Source organism: Pseudomonas sp. lyk4-R2A-8 (assembly GCF_030209095.1).
Taxonomy (GTDB): Bacteria; Pseudomonadota; Gammaproteobacteria; order Pseudomonadales; family Pseudomonadaceae; genus Aquipseudomonas; species Aquipseudomonas quebecensis.
The window spans coordinates 23,927-39,469 of sequence record NZ_JARVSS010000001.1 but is presented as its reverse complement, the minus strand read 5'-3'; the positions used below and the strand labels follow the sequence as shown (position 1 = coordinate 39,469).

The window sequence follows — 15,543 nt, the reverse complement described above, 5'->3', positions numbered from 1 at the left end:
CGCCATGGCTTCGGCGGTCAATCGCTTTGTGGATAAGTTACAGCCGATCGTGCGCGAGGCGGGTGATGTGGCTCAACGTACCGGCGTGGAAATCGGCGCCATGAGCTTGCGCAATGCCGGTGCCGATGCGGCGGCGGGCTTGCAGCGTGACGAAGTGGCCGAGAGTCTGCGCGCACTGTCGCAGATGGCTGACGAAGCCCAGGCGGAAAGCCACGCGATGCAGGCTGCGCTGCAACAGGTGGTGGACATTCGCCAGGCCACCGAGCAGAACTCGCGCACCTCTGCCGAGGTCGGCGGTTTGATTGAGGCGTTGGCAGGTCAGGTCGAGGCCGGTTCGCACGTGATCGAGCGCCTGGCGCAGCAGAGCGAGCAGATCGAGGTGGTGTTGACGGTGATTCATGGCATTGCCGAGCAGACCAACCTGCTGGCGCTTAATGCGGCCATCGAGGCGGCGCGTGCCGGCGAGACCGGGCGCGGGTTTGCGGTAGTGGCGGACGAGGTGCGTGCCCTGGCCAGCAAAACCCAAAGCTCGACCGGTGATATTCAGGCCCATATCGTGGCGCTGCAGCAGGGTGCCCGCGAGGCGGTGGAAACGATCGGCAAGGCCGGCCGTCAAGCCAACGAAGGCTTGCTGGTGCTGCGCGACAGCATGCGTCTGCAGCAAACGGTGCAGGCTTCGGTGGAACAGGTGCACGCGGCAATCGGGCTGGCCACCCGGGCCGCCGAGCATCAGGCCCAGGGCGCCCATGCGGTCCGCGGGCGGGTCGAGGTGATTCATGCCCAGGCCGAGCGTGCCGCCCAGGCGGTGGTGGAAACCACTGCCAGCGGCAAGGTGCTGGATGGGTTGGCGGCGCAGTTGAAGGCGAGTCTGGGGCAGTTTCGGGCTTAGCGTTGCCTGCAATACAACCTGTGGGAGGGGGGCTTGCCCCCCGATAACGCTTTCAGCGACTCAAATACATCCGCGTCGTGAGCAAATAGACCGGCAGTCCCGACACCACGATCAATAGCGCTGCATAAGGCGCCGCCGCCGCGAATTCCACATTCGAGGTATGCGCCCATACGGCTGTCGCCAATGTGTTCAACCCGGTTGGGCTGAGCAGCAGCGTCGCGGTCAGTTCTTTCATGGCGTCGAGAAATACCAGTGCGAACGCTGCGCCCAATGCCGGGAAGATGATCGGCAGGGTCACCCGGCAAAATGCGCCGAATGATGATGCCCCCAGCGTGCGAGCGGCCTCTTCCAGTTGCGGTGCCGCCTTGTTCAGCGCGGTGCGGATCGGCGCCTGGGCCAGCGGCAGGAACAGCAGCGCATACGCGATCAGCAACAACGCCGAGGTCTGGTACAGCACTGGTACATAGTGCAGAGCGAAGTACACCAGCGTCAGCGCAATCACCAGCCCAGGTAGGGCGTGCAGAAGGTAGGGCAAGCGTTCCGCCCAGATCGCCAGTTGGCCTTTATAGCGCACCACCAGCAGTCCGACCGGCACCGCGAGCACCAGGCACAGCGCCGCACCGCCCAGCGACAGCGCCAGGGAGGACAGCAGCGCTTCGCTGATTTCGGCCACCGGAAATGCCGCCGACGAGCCCACGGCCAGCCAATAGCCGAGCATCCCCAACGGAATGCCGCTGCCAATGATCGCCAGCGCCAGGCAATACACCTGGCCCAGCGGCGCCCACTTGCCCAGTTTGACCGGTTCGGCGTGGCGCGCCGCGCCTTGACCGATGCGCACATGTCGGCCTTTGCCGCGCACGCGCAGCTCCAGCCACAGCAGGGTCAGGCACATCACCAGCAGCACCGCCGAGAGCATCGCGGCGTTGGCATTGCTGAATTCCAGTTCGAATTGCTGATAGATCGCGGTGGTAAATGTCTGCAGGCCGATGATCGACAAGGCACCGAACTCTACCAGCATATGCAGTGCGATCAGCAGCGCCCCGGCCAGCAGCGAAGGCCATAACAACGGCAGTGTGACGCGCACGAACACGCCCCAGCGATTCATTCCCAGGGTGCGCGCCGATTCTTCCAGCGACGGGTCAAGGTTGCGCAGGGTCGCCGCCACCGGCAGGAACACCAGCGGATATTTGGACAGGCTCATCACCAGGATCGCCCCGCCCAGGCCTTCGAAGTCGGCGCTCAACGACACCCACGTGAAGCTGCTGACGAACGCCGGGACAGCAAACGGCAGGCACAGGATCACGCCCCAGAGGCGTCGTCCGGGCAGGTTGCTGCGCTCCAGCAGCCAGGCCAGCGACAGGCCGATCAGGCCGCAGGCGACGGTCACCCCGACCATCAGTGCCAGGGTATTGCGCAGCAGCCCGAACACGTAGGGCCGCCACAGCAGATGCACCGCTTGCGCCCAGCCTGCTTGCCAGGCCTTCAGTCCGACATACGCCAGTGGCAGCAGGCTCAGGCCGACCAGTAGCAGCACGGGCAGCAGCAACCAGATCGAAGGGCGCTTGCGCCGAGGGCGCAAAAACCCGCGCGCGGCGGGGAGCGAAGGGTTCATCAGTTCAAGCCAACTTCACGTTCCAGGTCCAGGGCCTCTTCAGCATTGCCCAGGTCGGCAGGCGTGACTTTCGGCGGTTGCAGTTCGCTGAACGGTTTGAGTCCACGGTTGGACTGCATGCCTTTGCGCAGTGGGTATTCAGCGGACGTGTTGGTGATCACGCGCTGGCCTTCTTCGCTGGCCATGAAAGCCAGCAATTGCTGGGCTTCTTTGGGGTGTTTGCTCGACTTCAACGCCGCTGCGGAGGACACGGTGATCAAGCCGCCAGCGTCGCCATCAGTGAAATAGTGCAGCTGGGAGTCGAGGTGAGTTTTTTCCTTCTTCAAGGCGAACCAGTAATAGTTGTTCACCAGCACGGTGGCCACTTCGCCATTCTCTACAGCCTTCAGTGCCACCATGTTGTTGCTGTACACCTTGCCGAACGCGCGCAGGCCGGTGAGCCATTCTTCGGCAGCCTCGCGACCGTGCAGCTTGATGATTGCCACGGCTTGTTCCTGGAACGCACCGCTGGTGGGGACGAAGCCGACTTTGCCTTGCCATTCTGGGCCGGCGAAATCCAGCACTGACTTGGGCAGGTCTTTCTCGGCGATCAGCTTGGGGTTGAAGGCCACGACGCGAGTGCGTGCTGTCACGCCCATCCAGTCGCCGTTGCCGCCCACGTAATCCTTGGGCAATACATCCAGCGTGCTGGCGTCAATCTTGGCCAGCAGGCCTTGTTCGCCCAGTTTATTCAGAGGGGGCGATTCTTCGGTGTAGATCACGTCGGCCGGCGAACGCTCGCCTTCCTCAACCACCTGGCTGGCCAGTTGGTTGCTGCTGCCTTTGCGGACATTGACGTGGATGCCGGTCTTGGCTTCGAAGGCCTTGGCGAGTTCGTCGCCGACTTCTTTGTGTTGGCCGTTGTACAGGGTCAGGGAAACCTTGTCGGCGGCGAAGGCGGTGGGGGAGAGCAGGGTCAGGCCGAGCAGAGTGATGGTCAGGCCACGCAGAAGGGATGTCTTGGGACGGGTATCGCGGATCATCATCCGGGGTTTTCCTCACTTGAGTGCAACAAATCATTGCAAGGATAAACGATAAAACTTCTCAAGTGCGGGTGAGAGGATGAACGCAGATGAAGTTTTCAAACCGCAGAAACGAAAAAACCCGCTTTCGCGGGTTTGATCTGAATGTGGTGCCCAGGAGAAGACTCGAACTTCCACGACCGTAAGGTCACCAGCACCTGAAGCTGGCGTGTCTACCAATTTCACCACCTGGGCAATCTCAAGCAGCGTTGCCGCTGTTGATGGAGCGAACTATACGGAGCGCTTTTTGATCTGTAAACCCCTGATTCAAAAATATAAATCAAGTTTTCCTTTGAAAAACAAAGGCCTATAACGCAAAAACCCGCTTTCGCGGGTTTCTGGATAAACTCAAGGTAAACCTCAAGTTTTGAATTGGTGCCCAGAAGAAGACTCGAACTTCCACGGCCTTGCGGCCACCAGCACCTGAAGCTGGCGTGTCTACCAATTTCACCATCTGGGCAGTATCTTCAACGTTGCCGTCGTCGATGGCGCGCACTATACGGAGCGGATTTTGAGCTGTAAACCCCCGCCATGAAAAAAGCCTGGAAAATTTCGCCAGTGGTCGTGCAAGGTGCTCGTCGGCGGCTTTAAAAGGCTTTTAAACGCTTGTTGACGCCTGAAATTTCCCGTTTCAATACGCGTATGCCAAACTAACCCGCATATAGACAAGGTGAAAACTCTCTAATGGCCGATTGGCAGTCCCTCGATCCCGAGGCCGCTCGTGAAGCGGAAAAATATGAAAACCCTATTCCTAGCCGCGAACTGATCCTGGCGCATCTCGCCGATCGAGGTTCGCCTGCTAGCCGCGAGCAGTTGGTTGAAGAGTTCGGTCTGACCACCGAAGACCAGCTCGAAGCCCTGCGCCGCCGCCTGCGCGCCATGGAGCGCGACGCTCAACTGATCTACACCCGCCGCGGCACTTATGCGCCGGTGGACAAGCTCGACCTCATCCTCGGCCGCATTGCCGGCCACCGTGACGGTTTCGGCTTCCTGATCCCCGACGACGGCAGTGACGACCTGTTCATGAGCCCGGCGCAAATGCGCCTGGTGTTCGATGGCGACCGTGCCCTGGCGCGCGTCTCCGGCCTTGACCGTCGCGGTCGCCGTGAAGGCGTGATTGTCGAAGTGGTGTCCCGTGGTCACGAGACCATCGTTGGGCGTTACTTCGAAGAAGGCGGCATCGGCTTTGTTGTGCCGGACAACCCCAAGGTGCAGCAGGAAGTGCTGATCACCCCTGGCCGTAATGCCAACGCCAAGGTCGGTCAGTTCGTCGAGGTGAAAATCACCCACTGGCCAACCCCGCGCTTCCAGCCTCAGGGTGATGTCATCGAAGTGGTCGGCAACTACATGGCGCCCGGCATGGAAATCGACGTCGCGCTGCGGACCTACGACATTCCTCACGTCTGGCCTGAGGCCGTGGTGAAGGAAGCACGCAAGCTCAAGCCGGAAGTGGAAGAGAAGGACAAAGAGAAGCGCATCGACCTGCGCCATCTGCCGTTCGTCACCATCGATGGTGAAGATGCCCGCGACTTCGACGATGCGGTCTACTGCGAAGCCAAGCCCGGCAAGCTGCGTTTGTTCTCCGGTGGCTGGAAGCTGTACGTGGCGATCGCCGACGTTTCCAGCTACGTGAAGATCGGCTCGGCCCTGGACAACGAAGCCCAGGTGCGCGGCAACTCGGTGTACTTCCCTGAGCGCGTGATCCCGATGCTGCCGGAGGAATTGTCCAACGGCCTGTGTTCGCTGAACCCGAAAGTCGATCGTTTGGCCATGGTGTGCGAGATGACTATCTCGAAAACCGGCGAAATGACCGACTACCAGTTCTACGAGGCGGTCATCCATTCCCAGGCCCGACTGACCTATAACAAGGTCAGCACCATCCTGGAGACGCCGAAGACCAGCGAAGCCAAAGCCCTGCGTACCGAGTACGCCGGCGTGGTCCCGCACCTCAAGCAGCTGTATGCGCTGTACAAGGTGCTCTTGGGCGCACGTCATGTGCGTGGCGCGATCGACTTTGAAACCCAGGAAACCCGGATCATCTTCGGTTCCGAGCGCAAGATTGCGGCGATCACACCGACGACCCGTAATGACGCACACAAGCTGATTGAAGAATGCATGCTGGCCGCTAACGTGGCCACCGCTGAGTTCCTGAAAAAGCACGAGATTCCTGCGCTGTACCGTGTGCACGATGGCCCGCCGCCGGAGCGCCTGGAAAAACTGCGCGCGTTCCTCGGCGAGCTCGGCCTGTCCTTGCACAAAGGCAAGGAGGGGCCGACGCCGAAGGACTACCAGGCCTTGCTGGCCAGCATCAAGGACCGTCCGGATTACCATGTGATCCAGACCGTGATGCTGCGCTCCCTGAGCCAGGCGGTATACAGCGCCGACAACCAGGGCCACTTCGGCCTGAATTACGAGGCGTACACCCACTTCACTTCGCCGATCCGTCGTTACCCGGATCTGCTCACGCACCGCGCTATCCGCAGCGTGATCCATTCGAAGATGAACACCCCGCACGTCAAGCGCGCCGGTGCCATGAGCATTCCAAAGGCACGGATCTATCCGTACGACGAAGCGACCCTGGAACAGCTGGGCGAGCAGTGTTCCATGAGTGAGCGCCGCGCCGACGAAGCCACGCGCGACGTGGTGAACTGGCTCAAGTGCGAGTTCATGAAAGACCGCGTGGGCGAATCGTTCCCGGGCGTGATCACCGCCGTGACCGGTTTTGGTCTGTTCGTCGAGCTGACGGACATCTATGTCGAGGGCCTGGTGCACGTCACCGCCTTGCCGGGCGATTATTACCACTTCGATCCTGTGCATCACCGCCTGGCGGGCGAGCGCAGCGGTCGCAGTTTCCGCCTGGGCGACACCGTGGAAGTGCAGGTCATGCGCGTCGATCTCGATGAGCGCAAGATCGACTTCGGCATGCCTGACAAACCGGCCGAACCGGCGGGTCGCAAAAAGCGTGGCATTGAAACCGCTGCACCTGCTTCCAAAGGCAAAGGGGCGCCAGCGAAAGCCGTGGCCACCGAGCCTGCGCCAGCCAAGGCTGGTCGTCGCTCCTCCACCAAGGACAAAGCGCCCGAAGCCTACCGCCCAAGCGATGCAGCAGCGAAAAACGCCGAGCTGCGCAAGAGCCGTGAGTTGAAGCAGCAGTTGCTTAACGAAGCCAAAAGCGGTGGTAAAGCGGCGTCTGGGGGAAAGTCCCAAGGGGCCGAAAAGCCGTCGAGCAAGCCGAGTAAACACCGTAAAGGCCCGCCCAAGGCGGGTTCGGCCCCCGCGAAAAGCGGCGGGTCGCGCAAACCTAAGGCCAAGTCATGAGTCTGGAAAAAATCTACGGCGTACACGCCGTAGAAGCACTGCTGCGGCACCATCCAAAGCGCGTCAAACAGGTATGGCTGGCGGAAGGTCGCAGCGAACCGCGCGTACAGGCACTGGTCGAGTTGGCCAATGAAAACCGCGTCGCTATCGGCCAGGCCGAACGCCGCGAGATGGATGCGTGGGTCGAAGGTGTTCATCAGGGTGTAGTTGCGGATGTCAGCCCAAGCCAGGTTTGGGGCGAGGCAATGCTTGACGAGTTGCTCGATCGTACCGAAGGTGCACCGCTGCTTCTGGTGCTGGACGGCGTGACCGACCCGCACAACCTCGGCGCCTGCCTGCGTTCGGCGGACGCCGCCGGCGCGTTGGCGGTGATTGTGCCTAAGGACAAGTCGGCAACCCTGACGCCGGTGGTGCGTAAAGTGGCCTGCGGCGCGGCGGAAGTGATTCCACTGGTGGCCGTGACCAACCTGGCGCGCACCCTGGAGAAACTCCAGCAGCGCGGCCTTTGGGTCGTGGGTACGGCAGGGGAGGCCGAAGTCAGCATTTATGACCAGGACCTCACCGGCCCGACCATCCTGATCATGGGCGCCGAAGGCAAAGGCATGCGCCGCCTGACCCGTGAGCATTGCGATTACCTGGTGCATCTGCCGATGGCCGGCAGCGTCAGCAGCCTCAACGTATCGGTCGCGACCGGCGTGTGCTTGTTCGAAGCCCAGCGTCAGCGTGGGGCCAAAAAGGCAGTCGCTTCGCGCAAGTCGTAAGCTTCAAGCTGCAAGTTAACAGCACGGTGGTTGACCACTTGTAGCTTGTAGCTTGCAGCTTCCCCCCTGCTCCTCTACTATTGCGCCCCTTGCCTTCCTGGCAGGCACCGATGTGCCTCTCTGCGGCAAGATCCATAAGTGTCATTCACTCCTTGTCTGACCGTTTTTGAGCGGCAGGCTACAACCCGTAAGGAGCATTCATGCGTCATTACGAAATCATCTTTTTGGTCCACCCGGATCAAAGCGAGCAAGTCGGCGGCATGGTTGAGCGTTACACCAAGCTGATCGAAGAAGACGGCGGCAAAATCCACCGTCTGGAAGATTGGGGCCGTCGTCAACTGGCCTACGCAATCAACAATGTTCACAAGGCTCACTACGTGATGCTGAACGTTGAGTGCACTGGCAAGGCCCTGGCCGAGCTGGAAGACAACTTCCGCTACAACGATGCAGTGATCCGTAACCTGGTCATCCGTCGCGAAGAAGCCGTCACCGGCCAATCCGAGATGCTCAAGGCTGAAGAAAACCGCAGTGAGCGCCGTGAGCGTCGCGACCGTCCTGAGCACGAAGGCGCTGATAGCGCTGACAGTGATGACAGCGACAACAGCGATAACGCTGACGAGTAATCCACGGACCTTTTAAGGAGCCTATCAAATGGCACGTTTCTTCCGTCGTCGTAAATTCTGCCGCTTCACCGCTGAAGACGTGAAAGAGATCGATTACAAAGATCTCAACACTCTGAAAGCCTACGTATCCGAGACCGGCAAAATCGTTCCAAGCCGTATCACCGGTACCAAAGCACGTTATCAGCGTCAGCTGGCCACCGCTATCAAGCGCGCCCGCTTCCTGGCCCTGCTGGCCTACACCGACAGCCACGGCCGCTGAGACCGGGCAGTCGACAAGTAGTAAGGGATTGAATGCATGCGCGCCTTAGCTGAGTTCATCATGCGCGGTCGTATGCAGGCCACTCTGGTAGTGGCTGGCTGTGCGGCATTGCCGTTGCTTTATTGGTTGGGTGCTGCCGCGGGTTGCCTTGTGCTCCTGCGGCGCGGTTTGAAGGACGCCCTCGGCGTTCTTGCCCTGGGTTTGTTGCCGGCCTTGATCTGGTGGCTGCAAATGGGTGATCCACGAGTACTTCTGGTACTGCTGGGGTCATCGAGCCTTGCGTTGGTTTTGCGCGCAAGTGAGTCCTGGGTCCGTACGCTGCTGGTCAGCGTGGCAGTGGGGTTGGTGTACTCAGTGATGCTTGGCGCGGCTTTCCGCCCGCAAATCGAGGCGCTGGCGCAGGAGATCGTCAAGATCCTGCCGCTGGCCCTCGGGGATCTCTACCAGCAATTGTCGGTAGAAGAGCGAGCGCGGTTCGCGTCACTGATTGCCCCGGTCCTGACCGGCCTGATTGCGGCACTGTTGCAGGTCGTCAGCGTGCTGAGCCTGATTCTTGGGCGTTATTGGCAGGCGTTGTTGTACAACCCGGGTGGTTTTGGTCGCGAGTTTCGCAGTATCAGAATCCCCGCGGGGCCGGCGATGTTGCTGCTGGCGTGCATGGTTGTCGGACCGAACTTCGGTCCACAGATGGCCCTGCTGGCGCCGATTTGCAGTGTACCGCTGGTGTTTGCCGGGCTGGCCCTGATTCATGGGCTCGCCGCGCAGAAGCGCCTGGCCAAGTTTTGGCTGGTGGGGTTGTACGTCACGCTGTTGCTGTTCATGCAGCTGATTTATCCGTTACTCGTGGTCCTGGCCATTGTCGACGGCCTGATTGATTTTCGCGGTCGTCTGGCGCCGAAAGACGCCGATAACGCGAACGGTGAAGGTTAAAAGTTAGAGGATTTTCACATGCAACTGATCCTTCTGGAAAAAGTCGCCAACCTGGGCAACCTGGGCGACAAAGTGAACGTTAAGGCCGGCTACGGTCGTAACTACCTGCTGCCATACGGCAAAGCCACCGCTGCAACCGCTGCCAACCTGGCTGCGTTTGAAGAACGTCGCGCTGAGCTGGAAAAAGCCGCAGCAGACAAAAAAGCTTCGGCCGAAACTCGCGCTGCCCAACTGGCTGAGCTGGAAGTGACCATCACTGCCACCGCCGGTGACGAAGGCAAGCTGTTCGGTTCGATCGGCACCCACGACATCGCTGATGCACTGACCGCCTCCGGCGTTGAAGTGCAGAAGAGCGAAGTTCGTCTGCCGAACGGCACCATCCGCAACGTAGGCGAATTCGACGTAGCCGTGCACCTGCACGCCGAAGTTGAAGCCACCGTACGCGTTGTCGTGGTAGCAGCTTAAGCAGCACCTAATCGGCTGGCACCTCGCGTGCCAGGCGGTTAACATCGGGCACGATCCTGTTTACAGGTCGTGCCTTTTGTTTTTCTACACACCCCGAATTCCAAGTGGCCATGAACGATATTTCCGCTCCTGAGCAATACGATCTGCAAACCGCTGCCCTGAAGGTGCCGCCGCATTCCATCGAGGCCGAACAGGCCGTGCTCGGTGGCTTGATGCTGGATAACAACGCCTGGGAACGCGTGCTGGATCAAGTCTCGGACGGTGATTTCTATCGTCATGACCACCGCCTGATCTTCCGCGCCATCGCCAAGCTGGCCGACCAGAACTCACCGATCGACGTGGTGACCCTGGCCGAGCAATTGGACAAGGAAGGCCAGACCTCCCAGGTCGGCGGCCTCGGTTACCTGGGCGAGTTGGCCAAGAACACGCCGTCGGTCGCCAACATCAAGGCCTATGCGCAGATCGTTCGCCAGCGCGCCACGCTGCGTCAGTTGATCGGCATCAGCACCGAAATTGCCGACAGCGCCTTCAACCCCGAAGGCCGCACCGCCGAAGAAATTCTCGATGAGGCCGAGCGCCAGATCTTCCAGATCGCCGAAGCCCGGCCGAAAACCGGCGGCCCGGTAGGCGTCAACGAGCTGTTGACCAAGGCCATCGACCGGATCGACACCTTGTTCAACACCGATGCGGCCATCACCGGTATTTCCACCGGCTACACCGACCTTGACGAGAAAACCAGCGGCCTGCAACCGGCCGACTTGATCATCGTGGCCGGCCGTCCTTCGATGGGTAAGACCACCTTTGCGATGAACCTGGTGGAAAACGCCGTGTTGCGCAGCGATAAAACGGTGCTGGTGTACTCCCTTGAGATGCCAGGCGAATCGCTGATCATGCGTATGCTCTCGTCCCTGGGCCGCATCGACCAGACCAAGGTACGTTCCGGCCAATTGGAAGACGACGACTGGCCGCGCCTGACCTCGGCGGTCAACCTGCTCAACGACCGCAAGCTGTTTATCGATGACACGGCGGGCATCAGCCCTTCCGAGATGCGGGCGCGTACCCGACGCTTGGTCCGCGAGCATGGCGATATCGCGCTGATCATGATCGACTACCTGCAGTTGATGCAGATTCCAGGGTCCAGCGGCGATAACCGCACCAACGAAATTTCCGAGATCTCCCGTTCCTTGAAAGCCCTGGCCAAGGAATTCAACTGCCCGGTGGTGGCGCTGTCCCAGCTCAACCGCTCCCTTGAACAACGCCCCAACAAACGTCCGGTGAACTCCGACTTGCGGGAATCCGGAGCGATCGAGCAGGACGCCGACGTGATCATGTTCGTGTACCGCGACGAGGTGTATCACCCCGAAACGGAACACAAAGGCATTGCCGAGATCATCATCGGCAAGCAGCGTAACGGCCCGATCGGCTTTATCCGCTTGGCGTTCATCGGCAAGTACACGCGCTTCGAGAACCTCGCGCCGGGTAGCTATAACTTCGACGACGACGAGTAATCTCAGGCCAGCGGGCCGAACAGTGCGTTGATCGTGGCTTCGTTGTATTGGTAGTTCCAGCGCAACTCAGCGGTGGCTGGAATATCCTCGCTGGCAAAAAATGCCGACAATGCGAACTCCTGCCGCGGCTCGTCGCCGACTTGGGTCTCTACGGTAAACCGTGCAACTTCAACGTTGTATCCCGTCGCAGCTTGTCTGATCGGTTGACCCGCCTCGTACTCGAAAATCGTGTTGATCCTCGAAAGCACGTTATCCCCCGACAGGTTCGGCACGTCGGCGGTTGGGGGCGAGGTGGGCGCCCGGATATCCAACAAATATGGATCCCTTCGATAACCCGCTACAACGTCAGGTACTTGCTCCCCGCCATAGACGCCGAGCGTCTCGCCTTTTTTGATGGGCTTCCTGGTGATCACGGTGGATTCGCCGATCATCACCGACTCCTCAGGGGCCTTCTGATGTGCGGCAGTAAAGGGCGTTACTTCAAGTTTATCTTCATAAAGCCGTGCTACCTGTTCGTAGCCTTCCCATCGAATATAGGGCTTTATCAGGTCGCTCGAAAATGTTGCATTTGACGTGAGCGACTTGCTGCGGGTTTGCAGGCTTCGGATGCGCATCGGCTGGCCGAGGAGGTTACGCAGCGGGTACCTGCCATTGTTCGCCCGATCGTAAATGCGTCGATAATTCTGACTGTGTTGATAGCTGCCATCGGAACGCATCTGCCGCAGTTCCTGTTGTGTGAAGCGCGTCGTCACTGTGCCTTCCTCGGCCGACTCGTAGTCGCTGGATGAGTGTGCCGACTCAAACCCGTCACTGGATTCCATTTTGATAAGCAAAGGGACCTGCGAGTTTTGCATGCCACCCGGCAGTCCGCCCTTGGCTGGATTGATCGCCCAAGTGCCGTCAGGGGTTCTGTGTACATAGGGTTTGTAGCCTCTGAATGGGCTGCGGGCATCGACCAGCTGCCAGCCGTCGCCACCGGGTTTGACGCGGTAGTATTTTTCGCTCTCCAGGATGTAATGGTCATGGCTGCCGTCCGCACGGGCAGGCGTTTGGTAGATACCGTCGGTACGCACGGTCATGCCCGCCGGCGGAGCCGTTTCGGCGAACTGCGGGTTCAGTGGTCGTCTTGGGGCGTCGGCCATCGCCTGGCTTGAAAGCCTGGCGTAGTGAGACGTTTGCCTGGCCGTCAACGTCAGGCTGTTTTTGCGGATCGCCTGCTTCAGGCTACCGGCCCCGGACTGGCTCAGAAGCGTTTCAAGTTCAGCCTTGGACAGCGTGTGTTCCAAGGCGCTGAACAGAGTGTCAGGTGGTTGCAGTTGCGTGCCCTGGCTGTTTTGAACCGCGTACTGTTCGCCCTGGCGGATCAGGATGTGTCGTGCGCTGCCCTCGCCACTGCCGATGCTGCCCAGCAACGGCCCGCTGTTACTGGCATCGTATACCTCTATTTTTCGCGATCCCGGCCAACCCGGCGTCTGCTCAAGGGCATGGAGGATCAGCGGTACGCTTTCAGGGGTTTGCATCGAGTCGAGGTAAATGCCTTTTTGCACATTGGCTGTGCGTATCGACTTGAGGTATTGCTCGGCCTCCCACTGTTGTTCCGGCGGCAGGCGCTGGTTCTGGCGCAGGCTTTGCTGCTCGTCATGATTGAGCGTAGCCCCGATCTCTTCGCGATGGCTTTTCGTCAGCTCAGGCATGACTGCGTGTATGTCCTCCTCAACCGGAGTGAGTGGTTTTTCACCCGATTGGATGAGTAGGGAAAATAGCCGCTGCTTTTGCTGCGGCACCTGCTCCTGAAGATGCATGGCCAGGTTTTCTGTTTTGCTGAGGTAGTCGATATAGAGCTTCGGTATGAGTTTATTGAAGTGTGTCTGCGGCATTTGCTGTTCCAGCACATGCAACAGCTCTCCCTTTCTGAAGCGCGAGGCGGGTACCTTGATTTCGTTGGGGCCTGTGCCGTGACTGAGTAAAACGCTCTGCTGTTCGTCAACGACCTTCAGCGCATAGTTGGAGGGCCACTCCGGCAGTCCGCACGCCAGATGAAACTGTATGAAGGGCGAGTACGGCGTGACGCTTTTGCCTTCTGCACGGTCAATGTCGAAGTCGTTGATTTCTTGTTCCAGATTGAAGTGCTTGACGGTGTCACGCAGCAAGGGCGGCGGCCGTACGTTGTCCAGATGGCTCTGGCGCAGTGCGCCGGTATCGGCACCGCTGAGCAGCAAAATAGGTTCCACGACCGGCTGTGTGAGGTTGGCGGCATCGGGGCCCATACGCTTGATCAGTTTGAGATCGTTCCAGTCGTGCGGTGATTCATGCGCGGTGCGCCAGTTGCCCACACCATTACTCAACAAGGGCGGTGAATACGCTTGAGGGTCGTTGGGGTGCGACAATTGCCAGTGCTTGGCGTCAGGGGTGCGTTCCACGGCATACGCCTGGTCATCCAGCTTCACAAAGTGTTGCTGCTCGTGCTGGTACATACCTTGGGGATCCGGCACCAGGCTGTCCGGCAGCGCCGTTGTGTGACGGTAGGGGGCAATGTCGCTGTGCCACAGCCGCCAGCCCTGGTTGCGCACTTGCACTTTCACCAGGCGGGTGGCAACGCCGGCGGTTTTGATCGCACCGGCGGTGGCTGCCGCCAGGGCGATGTTGTCGGCTACATCGAGAAAGTCGTTCAAGGCTTCGTCGCTGTCACCCCGGCTCCAGGCGGCGAACCCGTTATAGACGGTATGAATCAGTTCACCGGCCGCCACCACCAACATCACCTCACCCACAATCGGAATGAACGACGCGGCAAAGAACAGCAGTGATTTGCCCAAGTCTATATAGCCCTGCAGGCGTTTCTGCCGGCTCATCAGGTCGGCGTCGGCCGTGGGGACCGCCAGGATGCGGGCGTCACCCTTGATTTGCGCGATGCGTCGCTTGGCCATGCACAGGAACAGGCGTGTGCGGATCGGTGTCAGGCTGACCCGCTGTTGCAGGCTGGCACGCTGCTGCCTGCCGGCCGTGACCGAAGCAGGGGTTACGCCGAGCAGGGTTTGCTGGTGTTGCAAGGGCACGAGGCGGTTGAAGAAAACCCGATAAGTATTGTCTTCCAGGCGCTCGGCGAGACTGTGCTGCAGGTCTTCCTGGGTGGCATGTTGGCGAAAGATCGCCAGGGGGTCATGGGGAGTGTAGAGGATAAACGGAAGACAGATCGCCGATGCCTCAATGATCAGCACATTGGGCAATACAACACCATTGAGGGTCAGGTGGCCACACGTAATGTCCATGTGATTGCCCGTGCGCTGGAGGCTGTGCAGTTGCAGATATTGTCGGGGAGTGAATTGCCGCTGCATGTAGGCGATGTGCAAGGCGACGCCGAAGGCGTGCCGTTCACAGGCATCGAACAGTGCGAGGACTTGGGCGGCGGTGCGCGTGGTGTTGGCCGTTGGCTCAAGTACATCTTTGATGTGCTTGAGATAGTGCGCCCCAAGGTCGAGGCTGCGGCACATAGTGGCGAATGTGGCGGGAGATGCAGGCGAAAGCGTTTCGACTTTATCGTTGATGTTGTAAAGCCCGGTGCCTTTTTCCATGCCGTCCTCTGCGGCTTCCTCGGCTTCGAAGTTTTGCAGGGCCGCTTCCAGCAGTGTTTGGCGGGTGGTTTTCTCGTGGTTTCTGATCAGGCCTAACAGGTGGTGATGCTTCCATTCCCGCACCAACAGCGCGTTTTCGTCCTTCAGCATGCCGAAGAACCATGTCTTCAGCGCTTCACGCAGCAGGGGGGCGGCAAATGCCGCCGGGCTTTGCAGCGTATTGAAAAGCGCCTGCAGGTCATGTCGGGCCTGGTTGCTGCCGAGCAGGCTGTCGCGAAAATCGGCGCGCACTTCGGGCGGCGCCTGATGAAGCCAGGCGGGCAGTTCAGATGTGATGAATTCATGGTGAGGCGAGAGGGTGTGCATAGATCCGATCCTGGAGGGCAGTGGTTGATCTGCCTCAGGCTACCCATTAACTTTTCGAATCGTCGTCAGTGGAATAGCCCCCGTCGCCGGGACAAAAATGAATCCTAAACGGCCGGACTTAAAAGCCGACCACTGTCGTCGGAATTGGTCAAATTTTGTGCTATATTCCGCGCCCGCGATTT

The 15,543-nt window shown here is 59.8% G+C and carries 11 protein-coding genes and 2 tRNA genes; 8 read left to right on the top strand and 5 right to left on the bottom strand.

Features of this window, described 5'->3' with window-relative positions:
- The first annotated feature begins 4 nt into the window (after window positions 1-4).
- Window positions 5-889 carry a methyl-accepting chemotaxis protein gene (locus QRN10_RS25205; RefSeq protein ID WP_375139340.1) on the top strand — a complete coding sequence of 295 codons (885 nt, stop codon included), beginning with the start codon at window positions 5-7 and terminating at the stop codon, window positions 887-889.
- 52 nt (window positions 890-941) lie between these two features.
- Here the strand turns inward: QRN10_RS25205 and QRN10_RS00150 are convergent, their stop codons facing one another.
- From QRN10_RS00150 to QRN10_RS00135, 4 genes are all read right to left on the bottom strand, one after another.
- Window positions 942-2,501, bottom strand: coding sequence for an ABC transporter permease (locus QRN10_RS00150; RefSeq protein WP_266245639.1), 1,560 nt, complete (start codon window positions 2,499-2,501; stop codon window positions 942-944).
- Complete coding sequence (locus QRN10_RS00145; protein ID WP_181080463.1) at window positions 2,501-3,526, bottom strand: extracellular solute-binding protein; 1,026 nt, start codon at window positions 3,524-3,526, stop codon at window positions 2,501-2,503. The genes QRN10_RS00150 and QRN10_RS00145 overlap by 1 nt, the downstream gene beginning before the upstream one ends.
- A 144-nt stretch (window positions 3,527-3,670) precedes the next feature.
- Window positions 3,671-3,757, bottom strand: a tRNA-Leu gene (locus QRN10_RS00140).
- 178 nt (window positions 3,758-3,935) lie between these two features.
- A tRNA-Leu gene (locus QRN10_RS00135) sits at window positions 3,936-4,022 on the bottom strand.
- A 224-nt stretch (window positions 4,023-4,246) separates the two neighbouring features.
- Here QRN10_RS00135 and rnr point away from each other — a divergent pair.
- The 7 genes from rnr to dnaB all read left to right on the top strand — a co-directional run bounded on the left by rnr (window position 4,247) and on the right by dnaB (window position 11,426).
- A complete protein-coding gene (gene rnr, locus QRN10_RS00130; RefSeq protein WP_181080462.1) occupies window positions 4,247-6,880 on the top strand; it encodes a ribonuclease R in 2,634 nt (877 codons plus the stop codon).
- A complete protein-coding gene (gene rlmB, locus QRN10_RS00125) occupies window positions 6,877-7,641 on the top strand; it encodes a 23S rRNA (guanosine(2251)-2'-O)-methyltransferase RlmB (protein WP_181080461.1) in 765 nt (254 codons plus the stop codon). The genes rnr and rlmB overlap by 4 nt, the downstream gene beginning before the upstream one ends.
- Before the next feature lie 200 nt (window positions 7,642-7,841).
- The gene (gene rpsF, locus QRN10_RS00120) at window positions 7,842-8,264 is read left to right on the top strand and encodes a 30S ribosomal protein S6 (protein WP_003236224.1); all 423 of its coding nucleotides are present in this window, start codon (window positions 7,842-7,844) and stop codon (window positions 8,262-8,264) included.
- A gap of 28 nt (window positions 8,265-8,292) precedes the next feature.
- Complete coding sequence (gene rpsR, locus QRN10_RS00115) at window positions 8,293-8,523, top strand: 30S ribosomal protein S18 (RefSeq protein ID WP_002551829.1); 231 nt, start codon at window positions 8,293-8,295, stop codon at window positions 8,521-8,523.
- Window positions 8,524-8,559: 36 nt separating this feature from the next.
- Complete coding sequence (locus tag QRN10_RS00110; protein ID WP_181080460.1) at window positions 8,560-9,453, top strand: YybS family protein; 894 nt, start codon at window positions 8,560-8,562, stop codon at window positions 9,451-9,453.
- Between the two features lie 18 nt (window positions 9,454-9,471).
- Window positions 9,472-9,918 (top strand): 50S ribosomal protein L9, encoded by a 447-nt coding sequence (rplI, locus tag QRN10_RS00105; protein ID WP_003171376.1) that lies wholly within the window; start codon window positions 9,472-9,474, stop codon window positions 9,916-9,918.
- A 110-nt stretch (window positions 9,919-10,028) separates the two neighbouring features.
- Window positions 10,029-11,426: a replicative DNA helicase gene (gene dnaB / locus QRN10_RS00100; RefSeq protein WP_034095616.1), complete on the top strand. Its 1,398-nt coding sequence runs from the start codon at window positions 10,029-10,031 to the stop codon at window positions 11,424-11,426.
- 2 nt (window positions 11,427-11,428) lie between these two features.
- Here dnaB and QRN10_RS00095 read toward each other — a convergent pair whose 3' ends face one another.
- On the bottom strand, window positions 11,429-15,361 hold the full coding sequence (locus QRN10_RS00095) for a dermonecrotic toxin domain-containing protein (RefSeq protein ID WP_285427665.1): 3,933 nt from the start codon (window positions 15,359-15,361) through the stop codon (window positions 11,429-11,431).
- Window positions 15,362-15,543 lie beyond the last annotated feature (182 nt).

Bases quoted from the DNA above. Each gene is read 5' to 3' on its own strand.
- QRN10_RS25205 (WP_375139340.1), top strand. From the start codon at position 5: ATGGCTTCGGCGGTCAATCGCTTTGTGGATAAGTTACAGCCGATCGTG.
- QRN10_RS00150 (WP_266245639.1), bottom strand. From the start codon at position 2,501: ATGAACCCTTCGCTCCCCGCCGCGCGCGGGTTTTTGCGCCCTCGGCGC.
- QRN10_RS00145 (WP_181080463.1), bottom strand. From the start codon at position 3,526: ATGATGATCCGCGATACCCGTCCCAAGACATCCCTTCTGCGTGGCCTG.
- rnr (WP_181080462.1), top strand. From the start codon at position 4,247: ATGGCCGATTGGCAGTCCCTCGATCCCGAGGCCGCTCGTGAAGCGGAA.
- rlmB (WP_181080461.1), top strand. From the start codon at position 6,877: ATGAGTCTGGAAAAAATCTACGGCGTACACGCCGTAGAAGCACTGCTG.
- rpsF (WP_003236224.1), top strand. From the start codon at position 7,842: ATGCGTCATTACGAAATCATCTTTTTGGTCCACCCGGATCAAAGCGAG.
- rpsR (WP_002551829.1), top strand. From the start codon at position 8,293: ATGGCACGTTTCTTCCGTCGTCGTAAATTCTGCCGCTTCACCGCTGAA.
- QRN10_RS00110 (WP_181080460.1), top strand. From the start codon at position 8,560: ATGCGCGCCTTAGCTGAGTTCATCATGCGCGGTCGTATGCAGGCCACT.
- rplI (WP_003171376.1), top strand. From the start codon at position 9,472: ATGCAACTGATCCTTCTGGAAAAAGTCGCCAACCTGGGCAACCTGGGC.
- dnaB (WP_034095616.1), top strand. From the start codon at position 10,029: ATGAACGATATTTCCGCTCCTGAGCAATACGATCTGCAAACCGCTGCC.
- QRN10_RS00095 (WP_285427665.1), bottom strand. From the start codon at position 15,361: ATGCACACCCTCTCGCCTCACCATGAATTCATCACATCTGAACTGCCC.